Annotated in this window: 11 protein-coding genes; 7 read left to right on the top strand and 4 right to left on the bottom strand. The window is 33.4% G+C overall.

Features of this window, described 5'->3' with window-relative positions:
• Positions 1–58: 58 nt before the first annotated feature.
• From CQ022_RS14910 to CQ022_RS14885, 6 genes are all read left to right on the top strand, one after another.
• A complete protein-coding gene (locus tag CQ022_RS14910) occupies positions 59–2,023 on the top strand; it encodes a hypothetical protein (protein ID WP_105683129.1) in 1,965 nt (654 codons plus the stop codon).
• A 6-nt stretch (positions 2,024–2,029) separates the two neighbouring features.
• The gene (locus tag CQ022_RS14905; RefSeq protein WP_105683128.1) at positions 2,030–2,929 is read left to right on the top strand and encodes a hypothetical protein; all 900 of its coding nucleotides are present in this window, start codon (positions 2,030–2,032) and stop codon (positions 2,927–2,929) included.
• A 478-nt stretch (positions 2,930–3,407) separates the two neighbouring features.
• On the top strand, positions 3,408–5,756 hold the full coding sequence (locus CQ022_RS14900; protein WP_105683127.1) for a M14 family zinc carboxypeptidase: 2,349 nt from the start codon (positions 3,408–3,410) through the stop codon (positions 5,754–5,756).
• 123 nt (positions 5,757–5,879) lie between these two features.
• The gene (locus CQ022_RS14895; RefSeq protein ID WP_105683126.1) at positions 5,880–6,800 is read left to right on the top strand and encodes a helix-turn-helix transcriptional regulator; all 921 of its coding nucleotides are present in this window, start codon (positions 5,880–5,882) and stop codon (positions 6,798–6,800) included.
• A 53-nt stretch (positions 6,801–6,853) separates the two neighbouring features.
• Complete coding sequence (locus CQ022_RS14890) at positions 6,854–7,471, top strand: hypothetical protein (protein WP_228421727.1); 618 nt, start codon at positions 6,854–6,856, stop codon at positions 7,469–7,471.
• Positions 7,471–7,902, top strand: coding sequence for a nucleoside deaminase (locus tag CQ022_RS14885; protein WP_103288913.1), 432 nt, complete (start codon positions 7,471–7,473; stop codon positions 7,900–7,902). Before CQ022_RS14890 ends, CQ022_RS14885 begins: the two co-directional genes overlap by 1 nt.
• Positions 7,903–7,994: 92 nt before the next feature.
• On the opposite strand, the gene CQ022_RS14880 is transcribed toward CQ022_RS14885, so the two are convergent.
• Together CQ022_RS14880 and CQ022_RS14875 are read right to left on the bottom strand one after the other, a co-directional pair.
• Positions 7,995–8,522 (bottom strand): GNAT family N-acetyltransferase, encoded by a 528-nt coding sequence (locus CQ022_RS14880; RefSeq protein WP_105683125.1) that lies wholly within the window; start codon positions 8,520–8,522, stop codon positions 7,995–7,997.
• Positions 8,523–8,593: 71 nt separating this feature from the next.
• Entirely contained in the window at positions 8,594–9,352 is a 759-nt protein-coding gene (locus CQ022_RS14875; protein WP_105683410.1) for a type III pantothenate kinase, read from the bottom strand.
• 382 nt (positions 9,353–9,734) lie between these two features.
• Between CQ022_RS14875 and CQ022_RS14870 the strand changes: the two genes are divergently transcribed.
• Entirely contained in the window at positions 9,735–10,364 is a 630-nt protein-coding gene (locus tag CQ022_RS14870; protein WP_105683124.1) for a hypothetical protein, read from the top strand.
• Positions 10,365–10,449: 85 nt separating this feature from the next.
• Here the strand turns inward: CQ022_RS14870 and CQ022_RS14865 are convergent, their stop codons facing one another.
• Together CQ022_RS14865 and CQ022_RS14860 are read right to left on the bottom strand one after the other, a co-directional pair.
• Positions 10,450–12,288, bottom strand: coding sequence for a M1 family metallopeptidase (locus CQ022_RS14865; protein WP_105683123.1), 1,839 nt, complete (start codon positions 12,286–12,288; stop codon positions 10,450–10,452).
• Between the two features lie 216 nt (positions 12,289–12,504).
• Complete coding sequence (locus tag CQ022_RS14860) at positions 12,505–12,975, bottom strand: DUF1572 domain-containing protein (RefSeq protein ID WP_105683122.1); 471 nt, start codon at positions 12,973–12,975, stop codon at positions 12,505–12,507.
• Positions 12,976–13,152: the final 177 nt, after the last annotated feature.

The raw sequence follows: 13,152 nt of genomic DNA, 5'->3' as shown, positions 1-13,152 counted from the left end.
CGGTGTGAAATATCACCGCTATTTTTTTACAATTTTTAATTTCAAAAAACTTTAAAAAATGAAAAATATAGATATTAGAAATCTTGCAAAGATTGGTGTGGCCGATGTGGATGTTTATAAGACGGACAGAAGAAAATACTCAAAATATAAGCTTGAAGGAGATGTTACTTTTTATCGTTCAAAAACAAGTATGATAGATAAATTGACTAAAAAAGAGAGAATAGGTTTGAATGACTCCGGATATATAGGGCAATTTGGATTTGACAAATATAATGCGGAACACTGTCCTACTGGGAGCATAATATATTACAGAAATAAAGAAGGTAAGAAAATTACTGATAAGCTTTATACAGGATATTCTTGTCCGTACGTAAGTATTTGGCCACCTAAAATAAATAAAGAAAAAAGCTATGTTTTTTTATATGTAAGTACAGAAAATAATAATGCTGTTCCTGAATTGTTAGAATATGAATGTAAAGAATTGAATGAAAATAATGAATCATTTATATCTATAACTAACAAAATAACTGTAACTAAAGAACGTACAGAAACTGTTCCTAATTCTGATGACAAATTTTATAAAATAAAAATAGAGTGCTTGGAACCATTTGAAAAGGATATTAGTGTTGAAGCCAAGTATGAAGGAAAAACAGTTGGAAGGCTAATTGTAAAAGCAAATGCTAAAGTATATGAAACAACCATACAGCCAGTTTTTGTTTCTTTTGATTCCGTTCCCTCTACAACTGTTGAATTAAAAGACCATAAAGAATTTGAATTTGTTAATAAATTACATAATTTCTTTAATAAACAATCTTTTAACCAAGCATATATTAAAGGCAATCTTGCTGAGCATACTCACGTTGTAAAATTTGACAAAACTGATTTTCTTAAAGATGATGTAGTTAAAATGAAAGGAAAAAATCTATTCGTAAACTACCAAGAAAATAACCAAAGAAATGCATTGATTTATAATGATTTAATCGAAAACAAATATTCCGCATTATTTTACAATGTAGTAGAAATACAAAAAAATATTGAAAAAATGCAAGCCTGTATAAAAACAATATTACAAGCATTCAAAAAAAATTTTAAGTATGATAATGAATCTAATCTGAAGAAAGCAAAAAAATTTCATGAAGATCATACGGCTACAAATGCCTGGAACCCAATAAAGGATACATTATATAAGGAATATTTAAATTATAAATCAGAGTATTTAAAAAGTAAAATTGTACATCTTAATCAGGATAAAATTGTTTATATATTTGTCAACATGTCTGTGGAAGGTGGTAAAAATGAAGATGCTAAAACACAGGCTTATTCTTATCGAAATTCAGGAATTACACATATTTTCAAAAGTGCTATTAAGGATGAAGATGCCCTTTCTCTAGTTATTCATGAACTTGGACATTCTTTGGGATTACTCCACACTTTCGAAGACGAAGCCAGTAAAGAAATAAATAGATTAAACACTTTAATAACACGAAAAAAAGCAGAATTAGATGAATTAAATAATGTCAAAGTTGACTTAAAAAAATATTTTACACTTGATACAAAATATAGAGTTATACAGTCTGTTATTGAAAGTTCTGAAAAATCTTTGGTTGATATTGAAGAATTCGAAAAAAGATTTTTAATAAATATTGTCGGTGAAAGCTCTTATTTAAATGAAAAATCGGAGCTGGTTACCGATAAAAAAACCTCAGTAATAGAACTTGAAAGTATTAATTTGCCGGATTTTGATGTTAACACAACAAAAAATAAAGTCATAAATGATATTAAAAGTTATGAGAGTCAAATTGCAAAATGGACTCCTTATTTAGGTATTGTAAAAAATCAAAGTGAAACTTTAGAAAACATAATGGATTACAGACAATTTGCCGATTTGCAAGAAAGCAATGCAGGAGAAGATGGGAAACCAAATTTTAATCAAAAGTTTAAATACAAATCCTTTTATCAATGGCAATGGCAAAAAATGGTAGAAAAGTCTGTCGATTATGATTATATTAGTCCAATAAAATAGTAAACAATGAAACATATTATTTTCTTACTTATATTTTTAGTAAATTTCTTGGGTGCACAAGAATTCCCGACAAAATTTGAAGAAAATGGTAAATTTGGATTGAAAGATCAAACTAATATATTATTACCCGCCATCTATGATCGGATAACTACCGATATATTGATTGTAACACACAAAGCGAACGAAACAACCATTTATGATCAGAAACTATCCATGCTCTATAAAGAGCAGGAGATTTTAACCTATAGGTATTCCGAAAATCCAGATATTTTACAAATTATTTTAAATAACGGAACTTTGGTTACTTATACACGGGATGGATTACTGAGCAATACTTCTCAATTATCCCCACAAAAAGAATCTGATAAATCATATAAAGAAGACAAAAACAATGGTTATCAAATTTATACGATTGAAAAAAATAAAATCCGGGAAAAATCATTTAATATTTTTATGGATCCTGAAGATGAACTTTTAAATATTAAATATCCTTCTTATGGACAAGATCCAAAATTCTTAAATAATAAAAAGAGTTTGGAAATTGAATATACTTTGAGAAGAAAAAGTACATCGAATGAAAAAATTATAGATTATGGAGATAGTGAGGAAAGATTATTTTCTCCATTAAAGATATCATATATTATTTCAAAACTAAAAAATAAATATGGTGTTTGGGATTTCAAAGAGCAAAAAGAAATTATTCCATTTCATTATAAAAAAATTATTTCTTATCAGAATTATTTATATCTGGAAAAAGACGGATTGTCTACCTTCTATCCTAATATAGGCACTGATCCAAAATATAAAAAACTTGAACCTTATATTGGAGCTTTTGCCAGGTTTGAAACTCCGGATGGCAAAAAGGGATGGGTAGATCGAAAAGGGAAAGAATATTTTGATCAATAATAAATAAGCCACAGAAGTACTGTGGCTTTTATTTTTTTTAAATTAAAATCCTGTCACATTCTTGCTATATTCATCACCTATAAAATATTACAAGTCAATTAAAAATATGGCAATATTAAAAATTATACAGAGTATAAAGCCCATAACAACGTAGAATACGATGGAACTTATAAAAAATGGGATGAAAATGGTAATTTGATGGCATCCTTCTAATAAAAATATAATAGATAAAAAATAAAACACGTCAAGTTTTGTCGTTTTCCCTCCCTACTTTTGAAACACAAATAAAAACACAAAAAGCAATCTTAAAATTCTAAAAAAAACTTTGAATTTAACGTTCACAAAATGCTGGACAGCCAAAACTATGTCTAAAAACCAGAAATCTGAAATATAGCTATACACCTTTTAAACAAAGCCCTGCCTTTGAAGGAATATTCTAATCTTAACCTATTTAATACAAAAATCACCGAATTTTATTATGAAAACAAAAGAAGACTTAAAACGATACTTTGAAACCGGAGACATACCCACACAAGAGCATTTCTGGTCCTGGCTAGACTCTTATTGGCACAAAAATGATCTGATCCCCTTAAACCAAATTCAAAATAGTGATCAAATTATCCAACAAAGCAGCAGTTTTAAGGATTATATGAATCCCACTCTGGAAGTTGGAGCACTCGCAATTTCTGGGTCTGTTGGATTTCCCACAGGATCAACGATGAGAGGTAGAACGGATTCCTTTTTAGATATCATCTATGCCAACCAAATTGAACTTCTGGGTGATATGTTGTTGCAAACTATTTTCTATTATACTGATAAAAATGTTTTTATTGCAAAACAGGATATCAATGCAAAAACTTTCACTCCAGCCCTTCCTGCAACAGCAAAAAAATGGAAAGTTTCCCTACATCATACGGACAAGACACAAACAGTCACTCAGTCAGAATTAAATGCAATCAAAATTAATTGCTACTCATCTGAGTTAATTACATTTAATGATATCGTAGAAAATACAAAAGTATCTGCAAAGGCTATATCAGAATACAATGATTTTGAAATTAATTTAGGAGAAAGTATCACTACAGAAATAGGTAGGATAGCAGTGAATAATGGCTTCAACTCTACCTCCGATACAGGAATACGAACCGCTTTAATTCCTGTAGTTACGGGTAACTATTGGCTAAATCCAAAATCAGGATATAAAATATCCCGTGTTGTTTTCTATAAGGATGGAATATTCGCCAACCAGAATGTTACTACCAATGACTTTTCAGTAGATAATGCAACCTCTAATCAGGTAAGAATAGTTTTTGAAAAAAATACTCCCACGGACATTATTACTGAGCAGGATCGCTTTGATTTCACCTATATTTTAAAGAATATTAGCGCCAGTAAGTATGATCAATTATTAAATGAAAGTAAAAAAAGCAAGCCCCTTCCATCTACGATTTATACAATAAATGAACAGGTTGCCATCCTAAATACTAATGATACCGACATCAATTTTGATTTAGCGAATCGTAAGATCATAATTTCCGGGGGAGCAATCATTGACACAGGAAACACAACCGTAGGGAGAATTAGTTTGCCCACTACTACCGCGGGTATAGATATGCCTTCTGCAATAACAGCCGGCGTTGTATTGTATAATAAAACAAACAATACAATCATTGTTCAAAATCAAACAGCTGCACCCTTATTAAATCATTTGATTTTGTTTACTTATCGGTATAGTGGTTCGTTCAATAGTTTTTATGTTACCGGTCTTAAAAATTATTCTGTAAATGGAGTCTCTATATATCAAAAGGACGCACGGCAAATGAATAAATTTGCAGTCGATAATTTCGGGATTAAATATTGGAGTGCTCCGGTTTATCCTGCCTTCAATCCTTTAACTCTAAATTCGGATGTTCTTTACCCAATGTATGATCGTGTAATAGCCCCTTTCTCTAATAACGTCACAAAAACAGTTATCGGTCAAACAGAAGGTCCAACACCTTATGATATTTTACGGATTGATATTTCATTTAACAGGAAAACAGCGCCAACACAAAGGCGCAGAAAGCCACGTATATTTGTATGCGGAGGTACGCATGGGGGTGAAAAGTTAAGTATTTACACTACCTATTTATTTTTTAAACTCTTGCTTGAAAATCCTGATAAGGACGAAATAATAAACGTCTTACGATCTAATTATGACTGGACATTTATTCCTTTGGTTAACCCATATGCATTAAATGTTGGAAATGTAGGGGGTACAGAATCGGTAAGATGGAATCATAATGGTGTGGATATTAATAGAAATTTTGATTATCGCTGGGCAGAATATGCAGACGGAGGCGCTGGATCACAATCTTATAAAGGCACTGCACCATTCAGCGAAAAAGAATCACAACTGGTGAGAGATACTTTTAATACGATTAAAACAGACACCGTATTATATATTGATTGCCATAATTTTGGTTCAGGGGTTACTATTGATTATCGGGCAGCCTGGTTTGCATCATCATTTAACACTGTTCAAAATGCGATATATTCATTATGTGACAGATTAGATGCTGAAATAAGGAAACGATATAGTTATCTAGCTGATAAAGACCTCCTTGCATTTTCCGATATTGACGGCAGTTCCCCGATGTCTCAGGCCTGGATGGGGAATCAGCAGGTAGCAGCAATGACAATGGAAACAGATCAGGGAGACTTTTACAACCCAACAGATCCTACATCCTTTAACAGTAATGTTATTACAAGAAGTATAGAAACCTATGTCAATACATTCTATTCTATGGGTAAATATGCTGTTGATCTTTATAACAGCAGAATATAATAATTCTTCATAAAGTTTCCACAAAAAATAAAACACGACACGTTTTGTCGCATTAACCGCATATATTTGTCTTATAAAACTTTACCATGAAACGCAGCACTGCTGCACCCTAAAAATAGAGAAATGAAGAAAGATTTTTATCTGACAAGATATGCCTTAATTATTAAAAGATTAGAGAGTTCTCCGGCTACTTATTCCCAGCTGGAGAGCTATCTTTTAAATTCTTTTGAATTCCAGGATGCTGAAATCAAGAGCTACTCTATCCGTACCCTGCAGAGAGATATTCGGGAGATTTCCAATCTTTTTAATCTCTCCATTCACAACAAAAAAAAGGGAGACAACCGATATTATATTGAGAGTCGTCCCATTATGGAAGTGGATGAATACAACCAAAAACTGCTGGAATCTTTCCAGGTAAGTAATGCCCTGAATCTTCACCCGGATTTTTCAGATTTTATCTTTTTTGAAAGCCGTAAACCTACCGGTGTAGAACACTTTTATGATCTGTTCTTTGCGATTCGAAATAAAAGGGTGGTGACATTTGAACACTACAATTACAAAAACAAACTGATGACCTCCAGAAAAGTTCATCCTTTGGCGTTAAAAGAATCTAAAGACCGATGGTATCTCATTGCCATCGATACAAAAGATAAAGTTTTAAAATCATTCGGGCTAGACAGAATCAACTATCTGGATGTTGCTAAAAATCAGTTCAGAGAGAAGTACAAATACAATTTCAGGGAGCATTTCAAAAATGCATTCGGGGTGATGAATCTGGCAGAGCAGAAACCTCAAAACATTGTATTGAAATGCAGCCGTCATCAGGGAGAGTATATCAGAAGTTTCCCTCTTCACCAATCGCAGAAAGAGACTAAAGAAACACCTGAAGAGATTTATTTCGAGTTTTTCCTCCATCCGACGTATGACTTTATGCAGGAAATTCTTTCTTTCGGAAAAGAAGTCACCGTTCTGGAACCTAAAGGTTTAGTTGATGACATTCGCAATCATTTACAGGAATCTTTGAACCGCTATCTTGAAAGCTAAGCACAAAGAATATATTTCATATTTTTTGTTATATTTACATAAATATACCCTTATTGAAAACTTTATTCATTGGCCTCAGCTGTTTTATCTCTTCCTTTTTTCTCGCACAGCAGAAAGAAGAGTTCAGACTCGTAAAGAGCTATTATAACCAGCACAGAAATATGCTGAATAAAGAGTTCAAAAAGAAATTTGATGCAGAATCCAACACCGTAAAAAAAGCGGCCATAAAGGGGGATTTCCTTTTTTTCATGAAAAAAATGGACAGCATTGAAAATAATGCACTGATCGGAGCTTTATTAAAAGTCAGAAATCTTGAAGATCTTCAGACTATCAAAAACCCAGGATTTGCCTCATCTGGAAAATTTTCAACCGCTGAAAAGAGTGCAGATTATCCTGGCGGGATCAATTCTCTGAGACAGGAAGTCGCCAATCTGCTGTATGTTGACGGGGTATATTCTGAAGTAAAAATGATAAAAACAGATGTCGCTTTTATTGTTGAGAAAGATGGAACAGTCAGCAATGTTCATGCACAAGGGGATAATTTCACCTTCAACAGACAGGCAGAAATTGCATTATATTCTCTGGCAGAAAAATTTTCTCCGGCAATGATAAAAGGTGACCCTACCATTTACCATTTTAAACTTCCTTTAACTTTAACCATAACGGATTAATGTTTACAGACGAATATTATATGAAAATGGCACTGCAGGAAGCAGAAGCCGCATTAGAAAAAGATGAGGTTCCTATTGGATGTGTTGTGGTTTCCAATAACAGGATTATTGCAAGAGCCCATAACCTTACTGAAACACTGAATGATGTTACCGCACATGCTGAAATGCAGGCGATCACCTCAGCAGCAAACTTTCTTGGAGGAAAATACTTAAAAGACTGTACACTTTATGTAACCATGGAGCCATGTGTCATGTGTTCCGGCGCACTTTCCTGGTCTCAGATCTCTAAAGTAGTCATTGGAGCCCGTGATGAACAGAGAGGGTTTATCAATAAACATCTTTCGCTGCATCCGAAAACAGAAGTTATCACAGGAATCATGGAAGCCGAATGCTCTTCAATCGTTAAAGATTTTTTTAAAAGCAAAAGATAGTCTTTTAATCATCACATAAAAAAAGGGGCGGATATTTTCCAATATCCGCCCCTTTTATTTTATAGCGTATAGAATTCTGTATTCCTCTCGAATCAGTCATTAAAAATAGAATATCTCACGATATCAAAATATTCTCCGTCTTTCTTAATTTCCTGTTTTAAAACGGCTTCCTGCTCCATTCCTATTTTTTCCATAATTCTTCCGGATGCCGGGTTATGAAGGAAATGAGTCGCAAAAATTTTATTGAATTTCAAGGTATTAAAACCAAAATCTACAACAGCTTTTGCAGCTTCGGTCACATATCCTTTATTCCAATAAGACATTCCTATCCAATAGCCAAGCTCTGCTTTATCATCATCTCTGTCATGAAGGCCGATTGCTCCGATAATATGTCCATCTTTATTACGAATCCCAAAAGTATATCCGGTATTGTTATCAAAAGCTTCTTTTGACATTTCCAGCCAGGATCTGGCATCATTTTCTACGTAGGGATAAGGAATATTGGAGGTAAGATCAGAATAAATTCTATGCTGAAGATATTCAACAATAAAAGGAATATCCTTCTCCTCCAGTTGTGAAAGAATAAGCCTTTCAGTTTCTATAATCGGAAATTTTTTCATGATAATAAAATTAAGGTTGAGGTGAAGACTAAGGCATTACCCGGATTCAACCTGAACCTTAATCTTTTAATTTATAAATCTTTTCCAAGGAAGTAAAGTCCTTTCAGGGTGTGAAGTCTGTCCATCACATGAATTTTGTCTGTCAAAGGTTTATAGACGTGGGAAACTCCTCCCGTTGCCACTACAAAACAATCATCATTAACTTCTTCATTGATACGGTTGACAAAACCTTCTACCATTCCTAAGAAGCCATACACCATTCCACTCTGCATACAGGTTACGGTATCCAATCCCAAAACAGATTTTGGCTTTTTCAGTTCGATATCCGGAAGCTGTGCCGTCTGGTTGATGAGTGAATTCAGAGAAGTAACAATTCCCGGAGCAATAATTACACCTAAGGTCTCTCCGGTTTCAGCCACACAACTTGCTGTAAGAGCCGTTCCGAAATCGATAACAATCTTTTTCTTACCAGGATATAGATTATGGGCTGCTACAAGGTTTGCATAGATATCTGTACCCATCTGCTTGGATTTTGCCTGCACCGCTGAAGGAGTATTCCTATCAACAATAACAGCAGTAGTTCCATGAATTTTTTTGATTCCTGAGCTCATTACTTTGGTAAGCTGAGGTACTACGGATCCGATAATTACCTTATCGATTTCTTTGGGTTCAATTTTATACGTCTGGTAAAGCATCAGCATCTGTACATAAAGTTCATCTGCCGTTCTGTAAGGCTTTGTATTGATTACCCACGAAACATCACAATTATCACCATTGAAAAGACCAAATCTGATATTGCTGTTCCCTACATTGATTACGATTGAATTCATTGACATATTTTTCAGAAGAAATTCATTATATATAATTGAAATTCCTGCTCGATTTTGAGGGATTAAATTTAATCATTTTTATAAAAAACCAGCCCCCAATCTCTTATAAATTAAGTTTATCTTAAAAATACTTCTGTAAAAAGCGCTTCAATGCAAAATAAGTACGTTTGAAACCTGCACGATCCCTCTGAAGATTACAAACAAGGTTGTTTTTCTTTTTCCGAGATATCGGAAAGTCTTAACCAGGCTGCGGGAAACAAAATGAGGCGTATTTTTATTATTACAACATACATTTGGTTCATAAAGCTAAAAAAAATCTATAGAAACCTATTGCTGAGTGATTAAAAAAAATTATCCTTGTACAAGAATTAAAAAACAAAAAATGGATAAAAATTTAAAAGCTATCGCCTATTTTTTATTTATAATTATGAGTTGTAGTATAAATGCACAAACTAATTATAGTTTCGATTATAAGTTTCTGATAAAAAGCAGTCATAGTCCTATAAATAAATCCCAATTCCTGATCAACTCTGAAAATCCAAAGTATATCATGTATAAATATAATGACGATATATCAAAGTTATATGATTATGAAAATAATGAAGTTATAATGCTCAATCACAAAACGGATCCTAACAAGAATATTTATAACTTCATTTCTTCTCACAAACTTACCTCTCAAAATACATTTATAACCGATGATATTATCGTTGAAAAAATCGGAGAAAATAAATATTTAATACAATATTCCCGCATTTTTGAAAATACAAATAGGAAGATTAAGCTAAAGATCAAATTGAAACCATGGGATAAAGATTTAATTCGATTCTATTATTCAGACCTGGGTGATGATATTGACAAAATGCTTCTCTCAAGCTTAAAAGAAAAATTGAATGGGAATTATGATTTTATTATAGAAAGCTATACTATAGATTATAAAAATGGCTTTAAGGTCACTAATTCAATAAAAAATGTAGAGAAAATCAATTTGAAAATAGCACTTCAAAATTAAGATAAAACCGCAGAGAATTCAGCAGCATCTATTATGTACACTATAAAAAAAGAGCTATCTCAAAATGAAATAGCTCTTTTTTAGTTTATTTTACTTCTACAAAATTATTCTCCATATTTACATCTGCAATTCTCTGACTGAAATCAATTCCCAAAACAGATAACTGAGATTTGGTATAAGGAATGGTAAGCGTGTATTCTTTCTGAGTCCAGGGCCAGTAAGGCATTGTTTTAAGCTCTCCATAGATATCTTTTTCTTTCCATGTATGAGTCATATTCAATGGGATCTGGTACGTAATAACTTTCTTATCCGCTGTCATCACTCCAAAATCAATAGGCATTGGAACCTGACCATTATTAACCAATGTAATAGTGGTGGACTTGGTATCATATTTTACCTCTTTAATTCCGTAATCGATTGTCTTTGTTGTATTAATCCAATAGTTATGGAACCACTTAAGATCCATTCCGGAAACCTTTTGGGCAATGTGAAGGAAATCTCTGTCTGAAGGATGTTTCATACTCCATTGATCATAATATTGTTTTAACGTTTCTGCAAGGTTCTGCTCTCCCATAATGTATCCAAGCTGTACCAGATATAATTCTCCTTTTACATAAGATGCATAGGTATAAGACGTACCGTTATCATGATGATCTCCTAACCAAACAGCCGGTTCTTCAATTCCTTTTTTGATAAATTTTCTGTAACCATCAAGCGTTTTTGCAAATGGGTTCGGCAGATCTTCAGGGAACAGCTGATACATGGTATATCCTTCTGCATAGCTTGTGAACCCTTCATCCATCCATGGACGAACAGATTCGTTAGTAGCCAGCATTTGCTGATACCATGAATGAGAGCCTTCGTGAGCCATTAAGCCCATTAAATCTTTAACATTTTTAGCTTCCCCTAAAATCATAGTACACATTCCGTACTCCATTCCGCCATCTCCTCCCTGGATAAAGGCATAAGTTGGGTATACATATTTTCCAAAGTGAGCATTCATGATCTGGAAATACTTCGTGATATAAGGCTGAGATTCACCCCAGGCTTTTGTTTTATCATTTTTCTGATAGACCAGATATACTTTTGGGCCCTCAGGAACATTGAAGCTTTCTACAGAATAATCTCTGTCTGCACTCCATGCAAAGTCAAGGATATTTTTTGCCGTCCATTTCCAGGTTGCCTTTTTATCTTTTTCTGTTTTTATTTTAGCATTGGCATCGTAGCCTTTTACTTCTGTAGGGTTCTCCAGAATTCCTCCTGCTCCCACTACATAATCTTTATTAATTTTAATGGTAACATCAAAATCTGAGAACGGCGCATGAAATTCTCTTCCCAGATAATCAAAAGTTGCCCACCCGTCATAATCGTACTCCGCAATTTTCGGGTACCATTGTGTCATTGTCATATCTACACCTTCCCTGTTGTTTCTTCCGCTTCTTCTGATCTGCTGAGGGATTACAGAATCCCAGTCCATCGTAAACGTAGTGGTAGAATTTGGCTTGATAGGTTCTGCCAGGTATACTTTCATAATGGTTTCCTGAACTTCAAATTTCAGGTCTTTTCCATTTTGTTTAATCCAGTGAATATTCTGAGCACCTTCCTGATCTTTTGGAATAGAAGCCAGTCTTGAAATTCCGTCTTTCTGCAGTCTTCCGTCACCATTTTTTCCTTGGGAAGCCACTCTCTGATCCATCATAGAATTAGGTTTGAAAGCATTCCAGTATAAGTGGAAATAAACCACATTCAGCTCATCCGGCGAATTGTTGGTGTATTCTAATATTTGTTTTCCCTGATAGGTAAATTTTTCAGCATTGACATCAATATCCATCTTGTACTTCGCAGCCTGCTGATAATAAGCTCCTTGCTGAGCCTGAAATTGTGAAATGATAAACGCAAAAATGATTGCAGCCGATTTTCTCATTTAAAATTTTATTTTTTCTTAAAGGTAGGTAATTTAAATAAAAGCCTCAAATAGGAGTTATTTTGAGGTTTTATTCTGTTTAATATGGTTTTAGATAGATTTTAACCTGAATTGTTAAATTATCTTTTGAGCTTTATTTTCAACAATCTTTGTCAAGGTTTAAAAGCTTGACAAAGATCACCGATTCACAGCTTTTCAAAGGTGTTTTATTTATTTTCAGAGGCTTTTTAATAGTTTTTTGATTAAAGTAATTTGTCCCAGATGATAATAGCTGTGTTCAATCATTCCATCGATATTCCTACAGTAAGTTCCGTACTTTTCATCTGCAAAAACCTCATCAAGTTTAGAATCAGGCATCTGTTCCAGAAGTGCTGCGAATTTTTCAGAATTTTTCCAAAATTTATCCAACAGATCCTCCCATTGCTTCTGCGATTCTATGGGAGGAAGATCAAAACTGAATTGATCTTTAATTTCAAGATTCCCACCTTCAAAAACATTAATAATTCCTGCAATATAATAATCAATATGAAAAGTGAGCATTGCAATGGTATTAAGAGAGTCTATCTTTGTCACAGCCTGTTCCCAACTTACATCTGAAAGCTGATCTTTAAAATTGGTATTGGCGATCCAGAGACCATCCAGCAGAACCTCTCTGAATCTTTTCGCAAGTTGTGAAACTGAGCTCATGGATATTTTATTTATGTTTCCTAAAGATAGGTTTTTATTTAAACACAAATTTCACCAATGAAAACCACTATTTTAAACACAATAAAATAGTGCAATTTGTGCAAATAAATTTGTGATATTAGTGTTTAACTAATTACAAAAAACCTCAGATACAAATGCATCTGAGGTTGATATTAT

Origin of the sequence: Chryseobacterium culicis (assembly GCF_002979755.1) — a bacterium.
Taxonomy (GTDB): Bacteria; Bacteroidota; Bacteroidia; order Flavobacteriales; family Weeksellaceae; genus Chryseobacterium; species Chryseobacterium culicis_A.
This window is presented reverse-complemented; position numbering and strand designations above follow the sequence as displayed.